Origin of the sequence: Streptomyces sp. DH10 (genome assembly GCF_029813805.1) — a bacterium.
In the GTDB taxonomy this organism is placed as follows: domain Bacteria; phylum Actinomycetota; class Actinomycetes; order Streptomycetales; family Streptomycetaceae; genus Streptomyces; species Streptomyces coeruleofuscus.
This window is the reverse complement of the sequence record NZ_JARVKU010000046.1, coordinates 1-25,265: the sequence shown is the minus strand read 5'-3', so window position 1 is coordinate 25,265 and position 25,265 is coordinate 1. Positions and strand designations below refer to the sequence as shown.

The window sequence follows — 25,265 nt, the reverse complement described above, 5'->3', positions numbered from 1 at the left end:
GGGCCAAGGCTGCCGACCGCCACTTGCTGGACTGAGTGTGGGCCAAGGCTGCCGACCGCCACTTGCTGGACTGAGTGTGGGCCAAGGCTGCCGACCGCCACTTGCTGGACTGAGTGTGGGCCAAGGCCCCCGAACCCGCCACCTGCCGCGCTGAGCGCGGGCCGATCGGCTCAACAGATGCTGCGGCCCCGCCGCCTCCCGGGTCACGCTGCCTTCAGGGCCGGTACGACAGCGCGGAGGCAGCGGGCATGTGGGCTGCGGGGTGACGACGTACGACAGCGCTGCTGCTCACCGTGCTCGCCCTCTGCGCCGCCGCGTGCGGAGCAGTCGACGCGGACACTCCCGCCCAGGGGCCGGCCCTGCCCGCCGACGCCCCCTTCAGGCACCAGGGCGTCCTCGTCGACAGGGCCCGGCTGGACGCCGTACGCGAGCACGTCACCGCCGGGAAGCAGCCCTGGCTGAAGGCGTATCTGGCCATGCGGGACAGCAGGTACGGCTCGTACCGGTACCGGGCCGAGCCGTACGGGACCGGCGTCTGCCCGGCCGGTGACCTGGAGGGCCGCGGCTGCGCCGAGGAGCGCGCGGACGCCCTGGCCGCCTACACCCAGGCCCTCCTCTTCACCGTCACCGGCAAGCAGCGGCACGCCGGGAAGGCCAGGGAGATCATGGACGCCTGGTCGGCCAGGCTGCGCCGGCACACCGGGGACAACGCCGCGTTGCAGGCCGGTTGGACCGGGTCGGTCTGGGCCCGGGCCGCGGAGATCGTGCGGCACACGCGCGGCGGGGGCCGGCCCGCCGAGCGGGTACGGCGCTTCGAGGGCATGTTGCGCACGGCCCATCTCCCCGAAGTCACCGTCACCGACCCGGACTTCACCGGGAGCTGGGACCTGGTGGCGACCGACGCGGTCATCGCCGTGGCCGTCTTCCTCGACGACCGCCGGGCCTTCGGCCACGTCCTGGAGCGTTTCCGGGAGCGGGTGCCCGCCTACTTCTGCCTGGAGAAGGACGGCCCCGCACCACTCACCGTGCCCGGCTCCGGCCTCGCCGGCCCGCGGCGGATGACGGCGTACTGGTCCGGGCAGGCCACCTACCGGGACGGCGTCACCCAGGAGACCTGCCGCTTCCTCCGGCACGTCGGCGCCTCGCTCGCCGCCACCGCCCACATCGCCGAGACGGCCCGGCACCAAGGGGTCGACCTCTACGGCGAGGTCCAGGACCGGCTGACGGCCGCGCTCACCCTGCACGCCCGCAAGAATCGGGGCGGGCGCACACCGGCGTGGCTGTGCGGCGGCCGCGTCGAGGGCAGGCTCGGGCCGCACCTGGAGGTCGCCCTCAACCACCTGGAGGGCCGCATCCATGCGTCCCTCCCGGCCGCGCGCAAGCCGGCCGTACGCACCCGGCCCGCCGGCACCGACGACCTGTTCACCGCCGGGGAGACCCTCACCCACGCGGGCGACCCGGGCCGCTGAGCACCGGGTGTGCGCGAGGGGTCCCGCGGATGGCGTACACTGGAGTCACAACGACGCGGGGTGGAGCAGCTCGGTAGCTCGCTGGGCTCATAACCCAGAGGTCGCAGGTTCAAATCCTGTCCCCGCTACTGAAGGCCGAGGGCCGGAATCCGAAAGGGTTCCGGCCCTCGGTTATTTCCATGGGTTCTTCATCACTGTCAGTGAGTGAATCACGCCGCTATGCATGACAACTGACACACCGTCAAAACCCGTCAGTCACTTACGTGGCGGTCAACTCGCCCGATTTGGGCCGGTCATGGCAGGTTGGTCCGCGCGAAAAAGGTTAATGATCAAGTGGAATCGCTGGAATCCCCACCGCGCGTCTATTAACGTTCGATAACGCAGCGCGGTCGTCCCAGCCGTCACAGAAGGCGGCTCCGCGCGCACGCGCCGAATTCCGAAAGGGAACCGGGGAACCACTACTTGGGGTGAATCGGGCGTATGCCGCCGTGGAAGCACGGCACGTATACGCGCGTAGGAGACCTTCCTGCTCCGAACCCGTCAGCTAACCCGGTAGGCGAGAAGGAAGGAAAGGAGTACGCCCACGTGGCGTCCAACCGGCCTGCCCCCGCGGCCCCGTCCGCGCACAACCAGCGCGACACCGAAACCTTCGGCTACGGCGGTCACCGCACCGAAGAGGGCCCGTTCCAGGAATGGAACCCCACCGCGGAGTCCATCCGTCCCGTCCGTGGCCGGCATCGCGTCACCAAGCAGCGCGGCGGAGGCCTCGCGCGCAGCTCCACCGTCCTGGGCGTCGGCGTCATAGCCGCCGTGGGCGCGGGCGGCATGGCCAGCGCCCAGACCGGCAAGCCGCCGGTGTCGATCTCCGTTCCGGACCTTCCCTCGGTGGGTTCCCTCATTTCGGACGACGACACCCCCGAAGGCTCCGCCACTCCGCTCAGCGACCTCGCCACACCGGCGGCCGACACCGAGCAGGGCACCTCCGGCGCCGGTGAGGCCCTGCGCGCCCGGATCATGGCGCAGGTCGAGCACCAGCAGGAGCAGATCGAGACCAAGGCCGCGCAGGACGCCGCGGACGCCGCCCAGAAGGCGGCAGCGGAGGCCGCCGCCAAGGCGGAGAAGGAAGCCAAGGCCAAGGCCGCCGAAGCCAAGCGGAAGGCGGAGGAGGAGGCCCGGAAGAAGGCCGAGGCCGAGCGGCTCGCCGCCCTCGCCAAGCAGTACACGCTGCCGACCTCCGCGTACACCATCACCTCGACCTTCGGTCAGGCCGGCGCCTACTGGTCCTCCGGCTACCACACCGGTCTCGACTTCGCCGCCCCCACGGGCACGCCGATCAAGGCGGTGCACAGCGGCACCATCACCGAGGCGGGCTGGAACGGGTCGTACGGCTACAAGACGGTCCTCACCCTCGATGACGGCACGGAGATCTGGTACGCGCACCAGTCGTCCATCGGCGTCAGCGTCGGTCAGAAGGTCAGCACGGGGGACGTCATCGGCCGCGTGGGCGCGACCGGCAACGTCACCGGGGCGCACCTGCACCTCGAGGTCCACACCGGTGGGTCCACCAACGGGGTCGACCCGCTGGCGTGGCTGCGGGGCAAGGGCCTGAGCGTCTGAGCGACGGCGTTCTGGGTCTCGTGCGGGGGTTTCGTGCCGGGGCGTTCACGGGAGTTTCGCGTGCGCTCCGGAATGAGGCTCCCCCGCACGGCCGTTGACACGGAGCATGACTTCTCTTCGCAAGCTCGGCTCCTCCGACCTCGAGGTCTTCCCGCTCGCCCTCGGCGGCAACGTATTCGGCTGGACCGCGGACGAGGCACAGTCGTTCGCCGTCCTCGACGCGTACACCGCCGCGGGCGGCAACTTCGTAGATTCCGCCGATGTCTACTCGGCGTGGGCGGACGGCAACCAGGGCGGTGAGTCCGAGACCGTCCTCGGCAAGTGGCTGACGTCGCGCGGCAACCGCGCGGACGTCGTCGTCGCCACGAAGGTCAGCCAGCACCCCGAGTTCCAGGGCCTGTCCGCCGCCAACATCAAGGCCGCCGCCGACGCCTCCCTGCGGCGCCTCGGCACCGACTACATCGACCTGTACTACACCCACTACGACAAGCCCGACGTGCCGGTGGAGGAGATCATCGGCGCGCTCGACGAACTCGTGACGGCGGGGAAGGTGCGGCACATCGCCGCCTCCAACATCTCCGCGGAGCGGCTGCGGGCCTCCCTGGAGTTCTCCGACCGCGAGGGGCTCGCCCGCTATGTGGCCCTCCAGCCCCACTACAACCTGGTCTCCCGCGACACCTACGAGGGCGAGCTCCAGGACCTCGCCGCGCGGACCGGCCTGGCGGCCGTCCCGTACTACGCGCTCGCGTCGGGGTTCCTGACCGGCAAGTACCGGCCCGGTACGGCCGTCGACAGCGCGCGGGCGGGCGGTGCCGCCAAGCACCTGGAGACCGAGCGGGGCCGCCGGGTCCTCGACGCCCTCGACGAGATCGCCGCGGCCCACGACGTCCCCGTCGCCACGGTCGCCCTCGCCTGGCTCGCGGCCCAGCCGACGGTGGTGGCGCCGATCGCTTCGGCACGGACGGTGGAGCAGCTGCCCGCGCTGATCGGGGTCGGGGAGCTGACGCTGACGGAGGCGGAGCTCGGGCGGCTCACGGAGGCTTCGGCCTGAGCCGTCCCTGCGCCCGGGCCTGCGGGGCTGAGGTGGCTACGACCGGTACGGGTTGTACGCGGGGTACGGGGTGGCCGACGTCGTCGGTGTCGTCGCCGTTGCCGGAGTCATCGGGTAGCCGTACCCGTACGCCCCGTACACCGGCCATGGCGGGGCCGCCACCGGTACCGGAGGGGCCGTGATCCGGGCGGCGTAGTCCAGCGCGGGGCGGGCCGTCTCCCGGCGTCGCCACAGTTCGTCCAGCAGTTCCCGTTCCCGTACGACGAAGTCGGCACCGGCGCGGCCGCGGCGACCCCGGTGCCGCAGGAACGCCAGGGACGTCGCGTACCCCTCGTACTGCGCGACCTGCCGTGCCGCCGCCCTGCCCGCGTGGCGGCGGGCGTACTGGCGGGCGATCCGCCGGGCCCGCATCGAGCCGAGGGCGTACGGCTCGACCGGGGACAGCCAGCCGGCCACGGCGTAGGCGGGCAGCTCTGTCCGCACGGTCTTCAGCTCCCGCTGCCGTGTCCAGATCACCAGCCACGTCAGCAGCCCGAAGAGGGGCACCATGAACGCCGCGTACACGGCGAAGAACCCGTACTCGCCCAACGCCGACGAGCCGTTCCACATCGCGTGCAGGCCCATCGCGAGCAGCAGTCCGGAGAGCGGGAAGGCGACGCGGCGGATGTGCTGGCGGTCCGCCGCGAGCGCGGAGATGCCGAAGCCGATGCCCGTGAGGACGGTGAAGAGCGGGTGCGCGAACGGCGACATGATGATCCGCACGAAGAAGGTCGCCGCCGTGACGGAAGCGATGCCGGTGCCGCCGGTGAGCTGGTCGGTGCCGAAGGCCGTGCCCAGGTAGAGGATGTTCTCCGTGAACGCGAAGCCGGTGGCGGTGACGCCGGCCATGACCACTCCGTCGAGGATGCCGGAGAAGTCACGGCGCCGGAAGAGGAAGACCAGTAGGACGGCCGCCGCCTTGGCCGTCTCCTCGACCACCGGGGCTATGACGGTCGCGCCGAGCGTGTCCGCGCTGGACGGGTCCGCCGTCGCCGTCGCTATCCATCTGGTCGCGAAGCTGTTGGCGACGATCGCTATCAGCGCCGCCGCGCAGGCGCCCCAGGCGAAACAGAACAGCAGGTTGCGCCAGGGGCCCGGTTCGACCCGGTCCAGCCAGCGGAACGCGGCTATGAGCAGGGGCACCGGGAGCGTGGCCAGCCCCAGCCCGACCAGGAACCCTTCCGTGCCGGTCTCCTCGCGGACCAGGGCCAGGATGACGAGGCCGGATATCGCGAGGAGCGTGGTCAGCGCCCCATAGCGCACCCAGGCGCGTTGCCACCAGTGGGCGTGCCGCAGGGTGCCGGCGGCGGGTGCGCCGTCGACGGGACCACGGGGATACGGATGTGGGGGGAAGGTGGCCACGGCATTGACCCTAACGACGGATGGGCGCTGTCCGCAGGCGGAAGGGACGCGGGTGCGGGTGTGGTGCGGGTGCGGTCAGGCGCCGACGGGGGGTTGGTCCACGTGCTGTACGCGGCGGAAGAGCAGGTCGTTCACGACATGTCCCTTGTCCAGTCCCTGGCCCTCGAAACGGGTCAGGGGACGGAAGTCGGGACGGGGCGCGAAACCGCCGTCCGCCTGCGTGTTCTCGAAGTCGGGGTGTGCCGTGAGTACGTCGAGCATCTGTTCGGCGTACGGTTCCCAGTCGGTGGCGCAGTGCAGGATCGCGCCGGGCCTGAGGCGGCTCGCGGCGAGGGTCAGGAAGTCCGGCTGGATGATCCTGCGCTTGTGGTGCCGCTTCTTGGGCCACGGGTCGGGGAAGTAGACGCGCAGGCCGTCGAGGGAGTCCGGGGCGAGCATCTCGCGGAGGAGGATGATCGCGTCGCCGTTGCCGACCCGGACGTTGGACACGCCGTTCCGGTCCGCGAGATTGAGCAGGTTGCCCTGGCCGGGTGTGTGGACGTCGACGGCGAGGATGTTGGTGGTGGGGTCGGCCGCGGCCATCTGGGCGGTGGCCTCGCCCATGCCGAAGCCGATCTCCAGGACGACGGGGTTGTCGTTGCCGAACAGGTCGGCGAGGTCGAGGGTGCGGCTGCCGTCGATGTCCAGGCCCCACTTGGGCCACAGCCGCTGAAGCGCGTCCGCCTGGCCGGCTGTGACCCGGCTCCGCCGCGGCTGAAAACTCCGGATCCGCCGCTCGAAGTGCGACCCGGCGGGATCGGCCTTCGGCCCATCGGGAAAGCGCGGCTCACCCTTGGCCCGGCTGTGCCGGATGGAGGCACCGGGGGCTTCGGGCTGGGGGGTTTCGGGGGAGTTCACGAAGTCAGACACAGTGAGACCGATTTTACGGCCGCGATGTGGTCGCCGGGGTGTGGCCCTGGCTGCGGGCAATCGTGCCTCCCCCAGTGCCTTAGGGGGCTTCTGACGGATCTCCGCGGCGTCGCGACGCTCGGCACGCACTCTCGGCGCACCGGACAAAAGGCCTAGTAGCTCCGCTACGAGGCCTTCCGCCCGGCACGCCGAGAGCACGCACCGAACGCCGCTCCTTCTTCCACGGAGATCCGCCAGAAGCCCCCTAAGGGCCTGGGAGGTACCCCCAGGGCGGCGCCCGTCCCACAGGAGCGGCACCTCGTCGCGCCGAGCTGCGCAACGCCCCGGCCCCAGCACCAACGCCGAGCACCTCGAATCCTCGCGACCGGTCAGTCACAGCGCGCTCAACGCCCTGCGCGCCACCTCCCTGCCGATCGGCAAGGACGCCGTAGCAGCAGGAGACGGCGCGTTCAGCACGTGCACCGTGCGAGGGCCCTCGCGGAACAGGAAGTCGTCCACCAGCGTGCCGTCACGCAGCACGGCCTGTGCCCGCACCCCCGCCGCCGTCGGCACCAGGTCGTCCTCGGACACCCCGGGCAACAACCTCCGCACCGCCTCCGTGAACGCCCCCTTGGACACCGACCGGCGCAGCTCCCCCGCCCCGTACCGCCAGTGCCGCCGGGCGATCCGCCAGGAGCCCGGCCAGGCCAGCGTCGACCCGAGCTCCCGCACCCGGACCGTCCCCCACCCGTACCCCTCGCGGGCCAGCGCCGGCACCGCGTTGGGCCCGATGTGGACACCCCCGTCGATCCCGCGCGTGAGATGCACCCCGAGGAACGGGAACGCCGGGTCGGGGACCGGATACACCAGGCCCCGCACCAGCTCCGGCCGGGCCAGCTCGTAGTACTCGCCCCGGAACGGCACGATCCGGACGTCCGGGTCGTCCCCGGTCAGCCGGGCGACCTCGTCGCTGTACAGGCCCGCGCAGTTCACCAGCACCCGCCCGCGTACGACGTCCCCGGCGGCCGTGAGCACGGCGACTCCCCGCTCGGGGCGGCGGTCGACGCGGACGACCCTCGTGCCGTAGCGGATCTCCGCGCCCGAGCCGTGGGCCAGCTGGCGGGCGACCGCGACGAAGTCGCAGATGCCGGTCGTGCCGACGTGTATGGCGGCGAGGCCCCGCACCTCCGGCTCGTACTCCGGGATCTGGGACCCGCCCAGCTCACGCACCGGTATCCCGTTCTCCCGGCCGCGCTGCACGAGTGCGTGCAGGCGGGGCAGCTCGGAGCGGTCGGTCGCGACGATCAGCTTGCCGGTGACGGCGTGCGGGATGCCGTACTCGGCGCAGAACTTGACCATCTCCGCCGCGCCCCGCACCGCGTAGCGCGCCTTGAGGGAGCCGGGGCGGTAGTAGATGCCGCTGTGGATGACGCCACTGTTGCGGCCGGTCTGGTGCCGGGCCGGGCCCGGTTCCTTCTCCAGGACCGTGACACGTGTGCCCGGTGCGGCGCGTGTGATGGCGTACGCCGTCGACAGACCGACGATCCCCCCGCCGATCACCAGCACGTCACAGTCGTACGCGATCTCCGGCACCCGCGCCACCTGCACCACCTCCCGCTTCGATAGTGCACTGCGCCACTGACAATGCCTTCAAACGCGGGGACGGCGGCATGCCTGTCCGCCTAGGCCGGAGCCATCAGCAGCGGCCGGGCTCGCTCCCGCAGCTCGACCACGCGTGGTTCGTCACCGTACGGCTCCAGCCGGTGCAGGAGGTCCTTGACGTACTCGGTGGTGCGGGCCGAGGAGATGCGCCCGGCGACCTCCACCGCTCGTACGCCCTGTTCGCACGCCGCGTCCAGGTTTCCCGACTCCAGTTCGGCGACCGCCGAGACGACCAGGCGCAGGCCGTGCGAGCGGACGAACTCCTCGGTGGGCTTCGAGAGGGCCTGTTCCGTGAAGCGGCGGACCTGGCGTGGCGCCTTCAGATCGCGGTAGCACTCGGCCGCGTCGGCGCAGAAACGGTCGTAGGAGTAGAAGCCCAGCCAGCTCGGGTCGTTGTCGCCGGGGCGGGCGCGCTCCAGCCAGCTCTCGGCCGCTTTCAGGGCGCCGCCGGCCGCCTGCGCGTCCCCCGCACGCGCGTGGGCCCGGGCCTCGACGAGGCGGAAGAAGCTCATCGTGCGGGCCGTGGCGAGACCGCGGTTGCGCTCCAGGGCGGCCTGGGCGAGGTCCACGCCCTCGTCGCCGAAGCCGCGGTAGGTGGCCTGGAGGGACATGGTGGCCAGGACGTAGCCCCCGAGGGGGACGTCCGCCGCCGCCCGGGCCAGGCGCAGGGCCTGGATGTAGTAGCGCTGGGCGGCTTCCTGCTGGCCCGTGTCGAAGGCCATCCAGCCCGCGAGCCGGGTGAGTTCGGCGGAGGCGCCGAAGAGGGCCCGGCCCACCTCGTCGGAGTAGGAGCCGAGCAGGAGGGGAGCCGCCTCCACCCTTAAGCACTCGGGGACCATCGACGAACGCCAGTCCCCCCCGCCGTACTTGGAGTCCCAGCGCCGCGCGTCCTCGGCGGCCTCCCGCAGCTTCTGCACATCACTGTGGCCGACTTTGAGCGGTGCGCCGGAGTCCTCGCCGGGGCCCACGTCACGCGCTACCGAACTGTCGGCCGGGGTTATCAGCCATCGTGAGGCGGGCGTCGCGTACGCGCTCACCGCGAACGATCCGGCCAGCGACTGCCAGATGCCGCCCCCGGCGCGGCGGCCGGCCAGGTCGAGGCGGTACAGCTCCGTCGCGGTCTTCACCGCCTGTCCGACGTCCCGCGGGAAGGCGAGGCCGACTTCGGGCGCGGGGTCCGCGTCGGCCAGGCCGATCTCGTGGAGCGGCACCGGGCGGCCGAGCTTCTGGCCGATGGCGGCGGCGATGAGGTGCGGTGCCGCACCCTGCGGCACCATGCCCTTCGACACCCAGCGCGCCACCGACGTTTTGTCATAGCGAAGCGTCAGTCCTCGCTGAGCGCCAAGATCGTTGACGCGCCGCGCGAGGCCTGCGTTCGAGATTCCCGCGAGGGCGAGAACGGCGCCGAGTTTTTCGTTCGGCCCGCGTTGCTCCCTGGACATGCGCCACCCCTCGACACAGACGGCTGCCGACGTTGGCATAACCACGCGGCATTCGTAAACCCAGCGTAGTTCGCCGCATCCCAAGCGTTAAGGGGCATTGTTCCGGTTGGCGGGATTGTGGTCCGTACTGAAGTGCGGTTCAGATACGGGCTGTTGCGACGTGCTCCCACTGTGTGGCCGTGCGCCTGTCCGTGCGCTCTTCTCCGGCCATCGCGGGAGCGGTTCCATGGTCATTGCGTGGGTCGGCCCGCTGTACTGGATCCAGTGGGCTGGGGGACACCGCCGCCTCCATCCCCGCGGGCGGCGGAACGGTCCGGGAGGCGTGCTCCGTCTCCCGGACTGCGCGACCGCCCGGTGGTGAGCGGAGCCTGTACGGAGAGTGTTCGAAGCTGCCCGCCTGGCGGGGATTTGGCCGAAAAGCGACCCCGTCGATGGTGGGGTACCAGGCCTCCGACCACGGTACTTGAGGGCGCTTCGGGCGTATTCGGGGCGCGTATCGGGGGCGCATTCGCGCCGCAGTCGTACTGGTGACGTGTCGCTGACGTGTCTTGCCTCCTGGCCGTCCCTTCTGTTCTCGCCGCTTCCGCCGCCGTCTTCCCTTACCGTCTTCGCTGCCGTCTTGACCGCCCGTCTCCTCTTGTCGTGTAGGGGAGTTGGGGGCGTTCGGGGGTGTTCCGGTCGGTGTGGGCGGCTCCGCCGGGGCGCGTTCGGCGGGGCGCAAGCGGCGCGGGCACACTCTGGAACGCTTCCTTCATGGCAGCATGGTGAACCGGTTCGTACGGTGCACTGGTTGTCCACAGCCTGTGGAGGCGGCGATGCGGTGGTTGGTGGGATGGAGCAGCACCGCCGCGGGAGCCGTCGCTGCCGGTTCGGCGGGTGCCACGGGACCCGACGGCGAGACCCTGCACCCGGTGGGTTCCCAACTCCTGTGGGGCGACCCCGATCCGCTGTGGGCGGTCGGTGACTGGCGCCCCGACGAGGTGCGGGTGGTGAAGGCCGACGACCGGACGCGCATCGCCGTCCTCGGCATCTGCGGCGCCACCGACGAGCAGCTGCGCGTCGCGCTGTTCGCCGCGCGCGGCGGGGCACTTCGGCATCTGACCGCCTGGCCCGGGAGCTACACCGCGATCGTGCAGGTCGGCCGGCGGATCACCGTCTGCGGCGACCTCGCGGGCGCCCGGCCGGTGTTCCACACCCCGTGGGCCGGCGGCACGGCGTATGCGACGGCCGCGCTGCCGCTGGCCGACCTCATCGAGGCCAACCTCGACTTCGGGCACCTCGCCGCGCTGCTGGCCGCCCCTGACGTGCCGGCGGCACTTCACGACTCCACGCCGTACGACGGCGTGAAGCGCATTCCGCCGGGGCATGCGCTGATCCTGCGCGCCGGGGCACGCGAGATCGCCGGGTACGAACCGGTCGCCTCGCTGGCGGTGGCGGCGCCTACGGCCGATCCCGACAGCGCGGTCGACGCCGTGCGCGACGCGCTCGTGGAGGCCGTACGGACACGGCTGTCCGCGCCGCGGCACGTCCCCGGGTCGGACATCGACCCCGGGCCCGTGCCCGGCATGGGGCCCGCCGAGCGGCGTGCCGCGCGCGGGATGCCGGTGCCGGGTATCGGGGCGGACCTGTCCGGCGGGCCGGCTTCGGGGACGCTGGCGCTGCTGGCCGCGGGGCTGCCCGGGATGCCGGGCACGGTGCTGGGGCACGGCACGGGCGCGGGGGAGCGGCTGCTGGCGGTCACGTTCAACGACCTGGCCGTCGCGGGGCAGGAGGCCGAGCTGGAGCGGGCGGGGGCGCTGGCCGCGAACCCGCGTCTGCACCATGTCGTCGTCGCCGGCGGCGAGGAGACCCTCCCGTACGCCGACCTGGAGGGCCCGCTGACGGACGAGCCGGGCGCGTCCCTGGTGACGGCGGCCCGGCACCGGGCGCGGCTGGCGGCCGGCAGCGCGGACCACTTCACGGGCTACGGTGCGCGCCAGGTCCTGGACGCCCATCCCGCGCGCCTGGCCGACCTGCTGATGGACCGCAAGCGGCGCCACCTGGTGCGGCCCGTCGCCGCGCTGGCCAGGACGGACGGCTCGGTGCTGGTCCCGGCGCGCGTGTACGCGGCGGCGCGCCGGCTGTCCCGTACGCCGTACCGGGCGGGGCTGGAATCGCTGGCCGAGCGCCTGCTCGACCAGCGTACGGACGACGGCCCGGACGCGCCCGGGGGTGCGGTGGAGGCCTCGCTCGCCGCGCTGACCTGGGGCAGACCCGGGCCGGCGGCACGCTGGCTGACCGGTGAGGCGCTCGCTGAAGTATCGGTTCGTCTTCAGGCGGCGACCCACCGGTCGGAGCTGGTGGGTCCGGGGCAGCGGCCGGGTGACTTCCGCGCGCGTTCGGTGCTGGCGCGGCATGCGGCGGACCTGCGCGTGCTGGAGCAGGCCGCGGAGATCCGTTTCCAGCGGCTGCACGCGCCGTTCCTCGACAACCAGGTCGTGCGCGCGGCCCGGGCGCTGCCCGAGGCGCTGCGGGTACGGCCGGGGGCGCGGGCGGCCATACTGCGCACGGTGCTGGAAGGGGCCGGCGTCCGGGACGTGCCGCCCGGATGGGGCGCCCCGACCCAGGCGACGGCGGCGGCCGCGGCGCGTACCGGGCTGAGGGTTGCGGCGGACTCCCTGGTCGCCCTGTTCGACACGCCGCTGCTGGCGGAGGCGGGCCTGGTCGAGGCCCGGGTGGTCCGCAAGGCCCTGCGCTCCGCGGCGGCCGGCGAACCCCTCCCCCTGGACGGCCTCGCCGACCTCGTCTCCCTGGAACTGTGGCTCCGCCGCCTGCTCTCCCGCCGCGGCACCTGCTGGACGGGCACCCCGGCCCGGCAGCGGGCCGTACCGGCGGGGATCGCTCCGCAGCGGGGGGCGTTGGGGACCGGGGCCGGGGCCGGGGCCGGGGGGCGGCGGGTGTAGCGCCTTCGCGGCATCGGCCTGGCTGCGGGCAGTCGTGCCTCCCTCAGTGCCTTAAGGGCCTGGGAGGTACCCCCAGGGGCGGCACCCGGCCCAAAGAAGCGGCACACCGCTCCGCCGGGTTGCGGACCCACCCGGCCCGAAACACAACGCGGAGTTCCTCGAAACGCCGGATCGTGCAACTCCTGCGACAGGAAGCCCCCGCCCCAGAAAACCCCACGCCCCTCACACCCACCCCAGCGACAATGACCCGGTGCGGTACAGAATCCTGGGCGTCACCACGGCAGAGGACGAGCACGGCACAGCCGTACCCGTCGGCGGCCCCCGCCTCCGCGCCCTGCTCACCGCCCTCGCCCTGCGCCCCTCCCACGTCACCCCGCCCCAGACCCTGATCGACGAGGTGTGGACGGACGACCCGCCCCAGGACGCACACGCCGCGCTCCAAGCCCTCGTCGGCCGCCTCCGCCGCGCGCTCGGCAAGGACGCCGTGACCTCGGACACCGGCGGCTATCGCCTCACGGCCACGCCCGACGACATCGACCTCTTCCTCTTCGAACGACTCGTCCGGCAAGGCACCGACGCGCTCGCCGCCGACACCCCCGCCCTGGCGGAACGGCATCTCGACGACGCCCTCGCCCTCTGGCGCGGCCCCGCCCTCGCCGACCTCCCCGACCGCACCGCCGCCACCCGCCCGGAGGCCACGCGCCTGGAGGCGACCCGGGCCCGGGCCGAGGCCCGCCTGCGGCTCGGCCGCGCGCAGGACGTCGTACCGGAACTGCGGGAACTGACCGCCGTACACCCCTACGACGAACCGCTGCACGCCCTCCTCATCCGCGCCCTGCGCGACACCGGCCGCGAAGCCGACGCCCTCGCCGCGTACGACTCCGCCCGCCGCGCCCTCGCGGAGGGCCTGGGCACCGACCCCGGCCCGCACCTGCGCGCCCTCCACGCCGACCTGCTCGCGTCGGCCGCCAGGAGTGAGAATCCGACGCCCGCTCCGCCCCAGCGCACCGGGAACATCCGCCCTCGTCTGACCTCCTTCGTCGGCCGGGAACCGGAGATCGACGCCATCCGTTCCGACGTGCGCAGGGCCCGGCTCGTCACCCTCACCGGACCGGGCGGCTCCGGCAAGACCCGCCTCGCCGAGGAAGCCGCCGCCGGGCTCCCGCAGGCGTGGCTGGTCGAGCTCGCCCCGCTCGACCGGCCCGAGGCGGTGCCGGGAGCGGTGGTCAGCGCGCTCGGTCTGCGCGAGACCGCGCTGATGACCAGCGAGCTGACGGCCGTGCAGGACGACCCCCTCGCCCTGCTCGTGGAGTACTGCGCCTCGCGCAGCCAACTGCTGATCCTCGACAACTGCGAGCATGTCATCGGCGCCGCCGCCCACCTCGCCGAGACCCTGCTGACCCGCTGCCCGGGGCTCACGATCCTCGCCACCAGCCGCGAACCCCTGGGCGTGCCCGGTGAGGTGGTGCGCCCGGTCGAGCCCCTGCCGCCGGATCCCGCCCGCCGGCTGTTCGCGGAGCGTGCCGCCGCCGTCCGTCCCGACGCGGACGCCGTGCTCCGTGACGAGCGGGCGGTGGCGGAGATCTGCCGCCGCCTGGACGGACTGCCGCTCGCCATCGAGCTGGCCGCGGCCCGCCTCCGGCTGCTCACGCCCCGGCAGATCGCCGACCGGCTCGACGACCGCTTCCGCCTCCTCACCTCCGGAAGCCGTACGGTCCTGCCCCGCCAGCAGACCCTGCGTGCCGTCGTCGACTGGTCGTGGGACCTGCTCGACGAGGCCGAGCGGACGGTGCTGTGCGAGGTGTCCGTGTTCGCGGGCGGCTGGGACCTGGCGGCGGCGGAGGCGGTGTGCACCGGGCCCGCCGCCGAGCTGCTCGGGGCGCTCGTCGACAAGTCCCTCGTCGTGGCGGCACCCGGCGGGACAGCGGACCCGGACGGCACAGACCGCGAGGACGGCCCGGACCGCGAGGACGGCCCGGACCGCGAGGACAGCCCGGACGGCCCGGTCGGCTCGGTCGGCTCCGTCGGCATGCGGTACCGGATGCTGGAGACCATCCACGAGTACGCCGTCGAACGGGCCGCCGAGGTTCCGTCGCTGCGCGCCGCGGCCGAGCGCCGGCACCGTGCGTGGGTGCGCGCGCTCGTCGAGCAGGCCGATCCGCTGCTGCGCTCCGCCGCGCAACTGCCCTGGATCTCCCGCCTGGAGACCGAGCTCGACAACATCCGCGCGGCCCTCGACCGGGCCCTCACGGCCGGGGACGAGCAGGAGGCGGGCGCCCTGGTCCTGGCCATGGGCTGGTTCTGGTGGCTGCGCAACTACCGGCACGAGGGCATGGAGTGGCTCGACCGGACTCTGCGTCTGGGCGTGGAGAGGGATACCGCCGGGCGTGTGCCGTCCGGCGGCGAAACGGACCTGCCCGATCCCGTCGACCACCTCCTCGCCGCGCCCGACGGGGAGGCGGGGCATCCGCTGCACGCCCTGCGGATGGATCTGCGCATGCTGCACATGCTCTTCGTGACCGAAGCCGGGTCCACGGAGGCGTTCGCCAGCGAGCGGCGGCCGTACGTGGAGCGGGTGTGGGCCTATTTCCAGGAGGGGGGCCCACGGGCGGCCCGGATTCCGGGGCTCGTCTGCATGGTCCTCTCCTCGTACGTGGGCGACCGGAGCGACCTGCGGACCGTCATGGACTCCGCCGTCGCCAACTGCCGTACGCACGGCGGGGAGTGGGAGACCGCCGTCGCCCTGATGTTCCGTACGCACATGGTCGTCGACGCGTCCGGCGACCTGGACGGCGTCGACGACGACCTCGCGGAACTGCGGATCCTCAGCCGCCGCGCCGGGGACCGCTGGCTGCGGGCCCAGGTGTGCGGCGCGGCCGGCGAGGCCGCCATGGCGCGCAGCCGCTTCGAGGAGGCCAAGGGGGAGTACGAGGAGGCGCTGCGGCTCGCCTACGAGGTGGGCGCGTACACCGAGTCGCCGTTCCTCATCGCCCGGCTCGCCGAGATCGCCTACCGCGCGGGAGACCGCCCGGCCGCGCTGGCGGGGCTGGACGAGGCGAGCGCCGCCGCCGACCGGTACGGCGTGGCGGACTCCAAGGCGTTCGTCCTGCTGCTGCGGGCCCAGATGGCATCCGAGGAGGGGCACACGGCCCGGGCGCGCGAGCTCTGCGAGGCGGCGCGCGCGGACGCCGCACGCGGGACACCACCGCCCCAGTTCCTGGTGATGCTGGATCTGGTCGACGCCATGATCACGGCGAACGAGTCCGGCCCGGAGCCCGCCCTGGCCAAGCTGACCGGAGCCCTGAGCGAGGCCGTCGACAAGCGGTGCTCCGACGCGATCCGGGCCACGGTCGTGGACAGCGCGGCAGGACTGCTGTCCGACCTCGGCGACTTCCCGCGAGCGGCACGGCTGCTCGGCGCCGGGGACCGGTGCTGGGCCGGCCGTCCCCGCCCCATGCCGGAGCACGCCCAGGCGGAGCGGATCGGGGCAGCCGCTCGTGCCGCCCTCGGTCCCGACCGGTGCGACTCGGAGCGCTCACGGGGCGCGGCCCTCACCGCGGACGAGGTCCTTCGCGAGCTGGACCGGGCGCGGACCTCGTACTCCACCGCCGCGGAAGCCGCTAACCGCAGGTGAACTCGGACTCGGCCCAGTCCGCCAGGGCGAGGTCGTCGAGGGCGCCGTGCGGTTCCACCACCAGCCGTACGGTGCTGCGGCCGGTGAGGTTCACCCGGACGGGAACCGCCGGATCACCGCCCTCCACCGGCCCGGACCGCCACAGCCGGACCCCGTCGGCGTAGACGGAGAAGTACACGCTGCCGAGCTTCAGTGTCAGGTCGTCCACCCCGACGAGCGCCTCGTACGAGGAGCAGGAGCGGTTGAGGTCGATGGTGACGGAGGAGCGGCCGTGCACGGTGACGCCGTGCGTGTACCGCTGGTCGCCGGCCGACAGGCCGTACCGCTGCCAGACCCAGCTGCTCGTGCCGATCCGCATCTCGGGCTCGGTGCCGTCGCCGCTGATGTCGTACGACAGTTCGCTCCACTGGTAGACGGCCGGGGCGGGCGGCTTCTCGGTCGGTGGCGGCGGTGGTGGTGGCGGCGGTGGGGGTGTGGGTGCGGGTGCCGGGGGTGGTGTCGGCCTCGGGGACGCGGGCGTCGGGTTGGGCTTCGGTGCCGGGGCCGGGGAGTTTGCGGACGACGGGCTCGTCCTGGGGGCCGGTGTCGGCGCGGGCTGCGCGGGCTGCGCGGCGCCTACGGGCACCATCCCCGGTGCCCGCGGCCCGGGCTCCCGCGGCCCGGGCTCCCGCTGCGAGGGAGAGGGCGTGGGCGTGGGTTCGGCGGGCCGGCCCACCGGCGAGGACGGGGTGGCAGCCGGACTCGCCTCGTCCTTCGGCTTCTCGTTGCCGGCCAGCGCCAGCACCACCGCGGCCACCACGCCCACGGCGACCACACCGGCCGCGATACCGGCCTTCACCGGCGCGCCCACCCCCTCGGAGGCCACACCGCCCCCGGCCCCACCGGACGAGCCGCTCCCCCCGGTCCCACCGGCCGAACCGGCGCCCGCCGCCGACCCGCCCGACGCGCCCCCGCCCGCCGCCGAGGCCGCACCCGCGGCTCCGGCCGCCCCCGCTCCCGCGCCTCCGGCGATGAGCCCGGCCGCCTTGGCGTACCCGGCGGCACCGAACCAGCCGATGACCGCGACCGGCACGACGGCGGGGATACCGCCGGCGACCTCCTCGATCTGCGTCGCGGCCAGCCGGCACTTCGCGCACTCCTCCAGGTGCTTGCGCAGCCCTCGCTCGGCGCGGGTGCGCAGCCGGCCGCGGGCGTACGTGCCGAGCTGGTCGGCGTAGCGCGCGCACTCCTCGTCGTCGGTGAGCGTGGCGCTGACGTGGGCCTGGAGGTAGGCCTGCTTGAGGCCCTCGCGGGCCCGGCTGGCGAGCACGCGCGTGCCGTTGGCGTCCAGCCCGAAGAACGTGGCGACCTCGCTGGGCGACTCGTCCTCGACCTCGGTGTGCCACAGCACGGCCTGCCACCGCTCCGGCAGCGACCGGAAGGCCCGCATGGCCAGGGACCGATCGGCCTCGCGCATCGCCCGTACGTCGGCGCCCAGTTCCAGCGTGCCGTCGTCGGACACGTCGGAGCCGTGTGCGGACTGGGCGGCGAACACCGCGAAGTCGTCGACGAGCTGCTCCCGCCGCGCCGACCGCGTCCACGAGGCGGCGACCCGCCGGACGGAGGTGAGCAGGTACGCGCGTACGGCGTGCTCGGGGCCGGAGCCGCCGCGTACCGCCTGGAGCATGCGGGCGAAGACCTCGGCGGTCAGGTCGTCCGCGGTGTAGGCGTCACGGCAGCAGGTCCGGGCATACCGGCGCACCGCCTGAGCGTGGCGCCGGTACAGCTCCTCGTACGCCGTGTCGTCGCCCGAGCGCATCCGGTCGATGAGGTCGGCGTCCGAGGGCGGCACCTCGCGCGGCGGCAGGACGCTGTCCTCACGCCAGGCGCGCTGCGGCGGGACCAAGCCGTCGGCGGGACGCCGGCCCGGTGGGAGGCTCCCGCGTCCGCCCTGGCTCGGCACCTGCGGCGGGACCGCGCCGCCGGCTCTGGCGTCACCGTCACCGCTCGACTCGTCCCGCCCGTCAACGCTCATCGCGGAAAGCCCCCGCCAGCCGGCCAACACGTCCAGACCACCGGGTCAGAGTGCCATATTGGCTTTTGGTCAGACCCCGGGAGTCCGGACCATCACTCATCCGTGGGGATTTACCGCACACCAGTACTGGCCGTCACTCATTCGGGAATGATGCCCCGTCACCCCGACCTGGGAAGGCGACCGGACCCGATCGACCGGCCAAGCCGACTGGTGCGGTCGACCGGCCCGGCCGTCCGGCCCGGCTGACCAGCCCGGCTCAAGGGTCCGCCCGTTCCGGCAGCCGGCGACCTCATGCCGGCCCCACCTCGCGGTCGGCCCCACCTCGCGGTCGGCCCGGCCTCACGCCGGCCGCGAGCGCAGCCCCTCCAGCAGGATGTCCAGCAGCCGGGCCGAAGCGGCCGCCTGCTGTGCCGCGTCCGGCAGCGAGGGCGCGGCCGTCGCGATTACCAGCAGCACGTCCGACACCGACACGTCCGCCCGCAGCTCACCCGCCGCACGCGCCCGGTCCACGAGCTGACCCACGACCTCGAGCAGCGCCGACGCCCCGGCGTCGTCCTCAGCCGCGACCGACGGCGCCGGCACCGAGGCGACCGCCACCGGCTCCTCGGGCACGAGCCGCAGCTCCGCCGGGCCCGGCTGCGTCCGCTGCTGCGGCACCCGCGCCTGCCCGGCCCGGTCCTCCTCGACCGAGACCCGCAGCACCTGCGGCGGCAGCAGCCGCCCGGCGCCGGAGGCCACCGACGTCCGCAGGAAGCGCGACAGCGCCGACCACGGCTCGTCCTCCTGCCCGAGCGCCGCGCGGGCCTGGTCGGTCAGCCGGGAGGTCTCCTCCTCGGCTATCCGCCGCACCAGCACGTCCTTGCTCGGGAACCGCCGGTACACCGTGCCCACGCCGACGCGCGCGCGTCGCGCCACGTCCTCCATCGGCGCGCCGTACCCCAGCTCGCCGAACACCTCGCGCGCCGCCCGCAGCACGTGCTCCAGATTGCGCTGTGCGTCCACGCGCAGCGGCGTCGTCCGCGATCCGTTCCCGCGTCCGTTGCCCGCCGTCGCGCTCATCGTCACGCCACCCGCCGCGACAGCGGACGCGGACGACCAATGAGAGTCCTGAACATGCATATGCATTCCCCCGGTAATGACGTCTCCCCCCGGAGACACTCCCCGCCATACGATGCCGGGACGGAGGACCAGGCCCGGGTCCCCGGGCCGCCCGTCGCGGACCCGGCGAGCGCATCCCCCTACACCCCGTCGACACACGAACATAGTTGAGAGGGAGTCAATTCAGAAGGGGCACGTTCCGTACGGAGCGCCCACCGATCGGAGTACGGGTCGTATACGTCCTGATTGTGCCCCCGAGCGCCCCCCGCACCACCCACGCTGACCTGCGGGTATTCCCCGCAGCCTGCCTTTCCGGCCAACTCCGCGCGCTCTCCCGCTCCAGTCACACAATTCGTCGAGGCTGTGGACAAACGCAAGCGGCGGGTGCGTCATGGGATGGTGAAGGAACGTGCGCGCATTCTCGTTGTCGGTGGTGGCTACGTCGGGATGTACACGGCCCTGCGCCTCCAGCGCAGACTGAAACGGGAACTGGAGCGGGGCGACGTGGAGATCACGGTCGTCACCCCTGACCCGTACATGACGTACCAGCCGTTCCTCCCCGAGGCCGCCGCGGGCGCCATCTCCCCCCGCCATGTCGTCGTACCGCTGCGTCGCGTCCTCGACCGGTGCCGCGTCGTCATCGGCGAGGCCACCGCCGTCGACCACGCGAAGCGCACCGCCACCATCACCACCCTCGCCACCGAGGAGGAGGGCACGGGCGGGCAGCAGCTGACGTACGACGAACTCGTCCTCGCCCCCGGCTCCGTCTCGCGCACCCTGCCGGTCCCCGGCCTGGCCGACCACGGCATCGGCTTCAAGACAGTCGAGGAGGCGATCGGTCTGCGCAACCACGTCATCGAGCAGATGGACATCGCCTCCTCCACCCGCGATCCCGCGATCCGCGACGCGGCCCTCACCTTCGTCTTCGTCGGCGGCGGCTTCGCCGGCGTGGAGGCGCTCGGCGAACTGGAGGACATGGCCCGCTACGCCGCGCGCTACTACCACAACATCCGGCCCGAGGACATGAAGTGGATCCTCGTCGAGGCCTCGGACCGCATCCTGCCCGAGGTCGGCGAGGAGATGGGCCGCTACACCGTCACCGAACTGCGCCGCCGCAACATCGACGTACGCCTCCAGACCCGCCTGGAGTCCTGCGCGGACCGGGTCGCCGTCCTCAGCGACGGCGCCCGCTTCCCCACCCGTACGGTCGTCTGGACGGCCGGCGTCAAACCCCACCCGGTGCTCGCCGCCACCGACCTGCCCCGCAACGACCGCGGACGGCTCAGGTGCACGGCGGAACTGGCCGTCGACGGCGCCACGCACGCGTGGGCCGCCGGAGACGCCGCCGCCGTCCCCGACGTCACGGCCGGTGAACCCGGCCGCGAATGCGCCCCCAACGCCCAGCACGCCCTCCGCCAGGCCAAGGTCCTCGCCGACAACATCGTGCACACCCTGCGCGACGAGCCCCTGCAGACGTACGAACACGCCTACGCCGGCTCGGTCGCCTCCCTCGGCCTGCACAAGGGCGTCGCCCACGTCTACGGACGCAAGCTCAAGGGATACCCGGCCTGGTTCATGCACCGCGCCTACCACCTCAGCCGCGTGCCCACCTTCAACCGCAAGGCGCGCGTGCTCGCCGAATGGACCCTGGCCGGCCTGTTCAAACGGGAGATCGTCTCCCTGGGTTCACTCGAACACCCCCGGGCGGAGTTCGAACTCGCGGCCGGTGGAAAGTCTTCTCAAGACCCCCCGCACAACCCGAAGGGGTCGTCCTGACCGGACCCAGGAACTCCACCGGCCGGACCGGCGTCTGACGGATGCCGGTCCGGTCCGCTCACTGCCAGACTGGTCCACCACCGCGGTCGTGCCCCCACACGCCCCGGTGCGGGCCCCCGGGGCCCCGGCCGGTTCCGGTGCCGGCCGCCGACGACTACGCGAGGCAAGGATTCGTGAACTTCACGCGCTGGAGCGCCCGGCTCCCCGGAACGCAGCGCCGCGCCGCAGCGCGGACGGAGCAGACGGCCTCCCCGGACCGGCGGGGGGAAGGGTCCGTACCCGCCGCCCGTGCCGAACAACTGACCGACGAGCCGCCGTCCGTACCCGCCGTCGACGAACTGCGGGTGCGCGAGGTCCTCGACCGCGTCCCGTCCCTCGTCGCCCTGGTGCACGGCCCCGACCACCGCATCGCCTACGTCAACGACGCCTACACGACCGCCTTCGGCGTACGCCCCCTGGGCGAACGCGCCCGCGAAGCCCTCCCCGAACTGGACGCCCTCGGCCTGTTCCCCCTCCTGGACCAGGTCCAGCGCAGCGGCAAGCCCCGCACGGTCAAGTCCCGCAAGGCCCCCGACGGCCGCTCCTACACCTTCACCTGCACCCCGGTCGCCCAAGGAGACGGCAAGAGCGGCAGCGACGGCCGCGGAGTGCTCGTCTTCGCCACGGACGTCACCGACCACGCCGAAGCCGCCGAACGCCTGCGCGCCAGCGAACGCCGCCAGCGCGAAACGGCGGTGACCCTACAGAGATCACTGCTCCCCCAGGAGCTCGAAGAACCCGACGACCTGCGCGTCGCCGCCACCTACCACCCCGGCGGCACCGAGGCCGCGGTCGGCGGCGACTGGTACGACGTCATCACCCTGGGCGGCGGCCGCACCGCCCTCGTCATCGGCGACGTCATGGGCCGCGGCGTCCGCGCGGCAGCGGTCATGGGCCAGCTCCGCACGGCGGTCCGCGCCTACGCCCGCCTCGACCTGCCCCCGCACGAGGTCCTCCAGCTCCTCGACGGTCTGGCGGCCGAGATCGACGCCAACCAGATCGCCACGTGCGCGTACGCGGTCCACGACCCGAACGAGGGCAAGCTGGTCTACGCCTCGGCGGGCCACCTCCCCATCCTCGTCCGCGACGAGAACGGCACGGTCCTGCGCGCCGACGAACCCACCGGACCGCCGCTCGGCACCGGCGGCTGGATGCACTCCTCGGGAACGATCCCCCTCGGCCCCGGCTCCACGGCCGTCCTCTACACGGACGGCCTGGTGGAGCGCCGCGACGCCGACCTCGACGAGGGCATCGCCGCCCTGGAGCGCGCCCTGGCCGGCGCCACCGGAACACCCCAGGTCGTCTGCGACCGGCTGGTCCGCTCGGCCGGCGTGACCCCCGACCACGACGACGACGTGGCCGTCCTGGTCCTCCAGCACCCGGCCCGGACGGGCCCGGACAGCGAGCTCTTCCGCAACGCCGCCCTGGAACTGCTGGGCGGCGTGGAGGCGGCCCCACGCGCGCGTGCCTTCGCCTCCGGCGTCCTGACCAGCTGGCGCTTCCCCGTCGACCTGCACGACCTGGGCGTCCTGGCCACCAGCGAACTGGTCGCCAACTCCCTCCAGCACGGCACCCCGCCGATGCGCCTGCGCCTGCGCCGCACCGACCGCCGCCTGATCATCGAGGTCACCGACGGCGACGACCACCTCCCCAGGCGACGCCGCGCGGAACCGGGCGACGAATCGGGCCGGGGCATCGCCATCGTCGCCACGATCGCGTCGAACTGGGGCTGCCGCCGCACACCGGGCGGCGGCAAGGCCGTCTGGTGCGAGTTCGCGCTCCCGCGCACGCAGGGGACATAGCGGAGACACGAGGCAGGGACTGGAGGGGCGGAGAAGGGGGGAGGGGATCAGACGTCCGCGGAAACGGGCGCCCCACCCCGCGCCACGACCCGGCTCTTCGCGAGCCACGGCTGGTCCTGCGCCTCCGTGAGCTGCCGCCCCAGCCGCACCGCGAGGAAGGTGATCCCCAGCGAGAACAGCAGGAACGCCACGATGTACGGCGCGTGCAGCGAGGCCCCCAGCGGCCCGCCCACCGCCGGCCCGACGGCCAGCGCAAGCTGCTTGACCAGTGCGAACGCGGAGTTGTACTGCCCGGCCATCCCCTCCGGCGCCAGATCGGCGACCAGCGGGGCGACCGTCGGCGACAGCATCGCCTCGCCCAGCCCGAACAAGGCGTACGTCGAGACGAACGCGGCCGTCGCCATCTCCTGGCTCCCGTGCCCCAGCCCCGCGTACCCGGCGACAGCCCAGGCCACGGCCCAGATCAGCCCGACAGCGGCGATCACCCGTGAGCGCCGGCGCCGCTCCACGAACCGCAGCACGGCGAACTGCGCGACGACGATCACCAGCGTGTTGGCGGCCAGCGCCGTCCCCAGCGCGGACGTCGAGATCCCGGCGGCCTCGACGCCGTACGCGCTCAGCCCCGACTCGAACTGCCCGTAGCAGGCGAAGAACAGCACGAAGCCCAGCACACACAGCTGCACCATGGCCCGGTTGCCCAGCAACTGCTTCCAGCTGCCCCGCCCCGACGCCACAGGCGCGCCCTCGATCCGCGGCGCGTGCGGCATCCGCACGGTCGCCATCACCACGACCAGCAGCAGGAACATCGCCGCCTCGATCGCGAAGAGCAGCGTGAAGGAGGCAGCGCTCGACGTGTCGACCAGATGACCGCCGATGAGGCCACCGACCCCGAGCCCGAGGTTCTGAAGGAAGAACTGCGTGGCGAACGCCCGCGACCGCGTCTCCGCCGACGAGCAGTCCACGATCATCGTGGCCAGCGCCGGCTGCATCACGGCCTGCCCGGCCCCCAGCAGGGAAGCCGACACCAGCACGGCGGCCGCGCTGCTCGCGATCCCCAGACTCAGCGCACCCAGGGCGGCGGTGACCAGGGCGGTGAGCAACACCGGCAACGGTCCGCGCCGGACGATGGCCCGCCCGGCGAACGGCAGCACGACCAGCGCCGCCGCAGCGAAGACGGCGAGTACGAGACCCGCCGTCATGGCTCCCAGTCCTCGTACCTGCGCCACATAGACGTACAGATAGGGGACGGTGAAGCCGAGCCCGAACGCGCTGAGTGCGTTGCCCATGTGGATCCGGCGCATCGCTGCGCCCATCGCCCTGGTCACGTTCACCTCTCTCACAAGTTAGGAGTGAAGACTTCGAAACTAAAGTTCGAAGCTAAAGAGTACATATCCAAGGACTTCAAGGCAAAGAACGGCCGTGCCATACTGCGCCCATGGGCGACACCCCCGGCCCCAGCGAGCCGACCCTCGAAGAGCAGATCGCCGCGTACCAGCGCGAGTTCCAGGACCTCGACCCCCAGGTGGAGCAGATCGTCTCCGCCTTGTCCCGCCTGAACCGCCGCATGAACGTCGCCTACGGCCGTCAGACCGCGGCCCTCGGCATCAGCAACGCCGAGTGGGAGGTCCTCAAGGCCCTCGTCCTCTCCGGCGCCCCCTACCGCCTGGGTCCCAGCGACCTCGCGAAGCGCCTCGGCCTGACCCCGGCCGCCATGACCCACCGCATCGACCGCATGGTCGGCGAAGGACTGGTCACCCGGGAGAGGGACGAGTCCAACCGGGTCCGCGTCATCGTGGAGCTCACGCAGGGAGGTCGGGAGAAGTGGCTGGAGGCGATGCGCCTGGCATCGGTCTTCGAGGAGGACCTGCTCCAGGACCTGTCCCCCCACGAGCGCACCGCGCTCGGCGAGGTCCTCACCCGCCTCTTGCGCCGGGTGGAAGACGCCCAGCCGGACGCCGGCGGCCGCCTCTCCGACCTGGACTGAGGCCCTCCCAAAAGATGTTGACAGGGGACGCTTGACAGCCCCCTCCCCGATCCGTAAAGTTCTTCGGGTTGCCGCGGAGCCGTAACGGTTCTGCGACAGCACTTCCGCCGCACCAGCGGCACCCAACCACTAGCAAGATCACTCCCAACGGGGTTGATTTCGGCGTGCCCGAATTCAATTCGAATTGGGACTCGACCGACTTGATTCGGCGCCGAACGGCTCCGATTTGAGAATCGCCGAGAGAACGCGCTAAGGTTGGACACGTCGGAACGGCCCAACAGCCGCGAAGACAGACCCCGCTGACTGGGGGTCAGGTCGAAGAAAAGATCTGATAGAGTCGGAAACGCAAGACCGAAGGGAAGCGCCCGGAGGAAAGCCCGAGAGGGTGAGTACAAAGGAAGCGACCGTTCCTTGAGAACTCAACAGCGTGCCAAAAGTCAACGCCA

Annotated in this window: 15 protein-coding genes, 1 tRNA gene and 1 riboswitch; of the genes, 9 read left to right on the top strand and 7 right to left on the bottom strand. The window is 72.7% G+C overall.

Going from position 1 to position 25,265, the window contains the following annotated elements:
* Positions 1 to 293: 293 nt before the first annotated feature.
* From QC385_RS43335 to QC385_RS43320, 4 genes are all read left to right on the top strand, one after another.
* On the top strand, positions 294 to 1,469 hold the full coding sequence (locus tag QC385_RS43335) for an alginate lyase family protein (protein ID WP_279546919.1): 1,176 nt from the start codon (positions 294 to 296) through the stop codon (positions 1,467 to 1,469).
* A gap of 54 nt (positions 1,470 to 1,523) precedes the next feature.
* Positions 1,524 to 1,597 (top strand) — tRNA-Met (locus QC385_RS43330).
* Positions 1,598 to 1,886: 289 nt separating this feature from the next.
* Positions 1,887 to 2,043: riboswitch (cyclic di-AMP (ydaO/yuaA leader) on the top strand.
* An 11-nt stretch (positions 2,044 to 2,054) separates the two neighbouring features.
* Positions 2,055 to 3,086, top strand: coding sequence for a M23 family metallopeptidase (locus tag QC385_RS43325; RefSeq protein WP_279546918.1), 1,032 nt, complete (start codon positions 2,055 to 2,057; stop codon positions 3,084 to 3,086).
* A gap of 106 nt (positions 3,087 to 3,192) precedes the next feature.
* Positions 3,193 to 4,137 (top strand): aldo/keto reductase, encoded by a 945-nt coding sequence (locus QC385_RS43320; protein WP_279546917.1) that lies wholly within the window; start codon positions 3,193 to 3,195, stop codon positions 4,135 to 4,137.
* A 36-nt stretch (positions 4,138 to 4,173) separates the two neighbouring features.
* Here the strand turns inward: QC385_RS43320 and QC385_RS43315 are convergent, their stop codons facing one another.
* The 4 genes from QC385_RS43315 to QC385_RS43300 form a co-directional block, all read right to left on the bottom strand.
* The gene (locus QC385_RS43315; protein WP_279546916.1) at positions 4,174 to 5,538 is read right to left on the bottom strand and encodes a PrsW family intramembrane metalloprotease; all 1,365 of its coding nucleotides are present in this window, start codon (positions 5,536 to 5,538) and stop codon (positions 4,174 to 4,176) included.
* 75 nt (positions 5,539 to 5,613) lie between these two features.
* Entirely contained in the window at positions 5,614 to 6,447 is an 834-nt protein-coding gene (trmB, locus tag QC385_RS43310) for a tRNA (guanosine(46)-N7)-methyltransferase TrmB (protein WP_279546915.1), read from the bottom strand.
* Between the two features lie 372 nt (positions 6,448 to 6,819).
* The gene (lhgO, locus tag QC385_RS43305; RefSeq protein ID WP_443033123.1) at positions 6,820 to 8,034 is read right to left on the bottom strand and encodes an L-2-hydroxyglutarate oxidase; all 1,215 of its coding nucleotides are present in this window, start codon (positions 8,032 to 8,034) and stop codon (positions 6,820 to 6,822) included.
* Positions 8,035 to 8,108: 74 nt separating this feature from the next.
* A complete protein-coding gene (locus tag QC385_RS43300; RefSeq protein ID WP_279546913.1) occupies positions 8,109 to 9,530 on the bottom strand; it encodes an MFS transporter in 1,422 nt (473 codons plus the stop codon).
* Positions 9,531 to 10,345: 815 nt separating this feature from the next.
* Here QC385_RS43300 and QC385_RS43295 point away from each other — a divergent pair.
* Together QC385_RS43295 and QC385_RS43290 are read left to right on the top strand one after the other, a co-directional pair.
* Positions 10,346 to 12,472 carry an asparagine synthase-related protein gene (locus QC385_RS43295; RefSeq protein WP_279546912.1) on the top strand — a complete coding sequence of 709 codons (2,127 nt, stop codon included), beginning with the start codon at positions 10,346 to 10,348 and terminating at the stop codon, positions 12,470 to 12,472.
* 250 nt (positions 12,473 to 12,722) lie between these two features.
* Positions 12,723 to 16,106, top strand: coding sequence for a BTAD domain-containing putative transcriptional regulator (locus tag QC385_RS43290; RefSeq protein WP_279546911.1), 3,384 nt, complete (start codon positions 12,723 to 12,725; stop codon positions 16,104 to 16,106).
* On the opposite strand, the gene QC385_RS43285 is transcribed toward QC385_RS43290, so the two are convergent.
* A complete protein-coding gene (locus QC385_RS43285; protein WP_279546910.1) occupies positions 16,093 to 18,120 on the bottom strand; it encodes a sigma-70 family RNA polymerase sigma factor in 2,028 nt (675 codons plus the stop codon). The genes QC385_RS43290 and QC385_RS43285 overlap by 14 nt on opposite strands.
* 339 nt (positions 18,121 to 18,459) lie before the next feature.
* Complete coding sequence (locus QC385_RS43280) at positions 18,460 to 19,239, bottom strand: TetR/AcrR family transcriptional regulator (RefSeq protein ID WP_279546909.1); 780 nt, start codon at positions 19,237 to 19,239, stop codon at positions 18,460 to 18,462.
* Between the two features lie 375 nt (positions 19,240 to 19,614).
* Between QC385_RS43280 and QC385_RS43275 the strand changes: the two genes are divergently transcribed.
* Both QC385_RS43275 and QC385_RS43270 read left to right on the top strand, forming a co-directional pair.
* On the top strand, positions 19,615 to 20,994 hold the full coding sequence (locus QC385_RS43275) for an NAD(P)/FAD-dependent oxidoreductase (protein WP_279546908.1): 1,380 nt from the start codon (positions 19,615 to 19,617) through the stop codon (positions 20,992 to 20,994).
* A 173-nt stretch (positions 20,995 to 21,167) separates the two neighbouring features.
* The gene (locus QC385_RS43270; protein WP_279546907.1) at positions 21,168 to 22,835 is read left to right on the top strand and encodes an ATP-binding SpoIIE family protein phosphatase; all 1,668 of its coding nucleotides are present in this window, start codon (positions 21,168 to 21,170) and stop codon (positions 22,833 to 22,835) included.
* A gap of 47 nt (positions 22,836 to 22,882) precedes the next feature.
* Here QC385_RS43270 and QC385_RS43265 read toward each other — a convergent pair whose 3' ends face one another.
* The gene (locus QC385_RS43265; RefSeq protein WP_279546920.1) at positions 22,883 to 24,148 is read right to left on the bottom strand and encodes an MFS transporter; all 1,266 of its coding nucleotides are present in this window, start codon (positions 24,146 to 24,148) and stop codon (positions 22,883 to 22,885) included.
* A gap of 122 nt (positions 24,149 to 24,270) precedes the next feature.
* Here QC385_RS43265 and QC385_RS43260 point away from each other — a divergent pair, with 122 nt between their 5' ends.
* On the top strand, positions 24,271 to 24,819 hold the full coding sequence (locus QC385_RS43260; RefSeq protein WP_279546906.1) for a MarR family winged helix-turn-helix transcriptional regulator: 549 nt from the start codon (positions 24,271 to 24,273) through the stop codon (positions 24,817 to 24,819).
* Positions 24,820 to 25,265 lie beyond the last annotated feature (446 nt).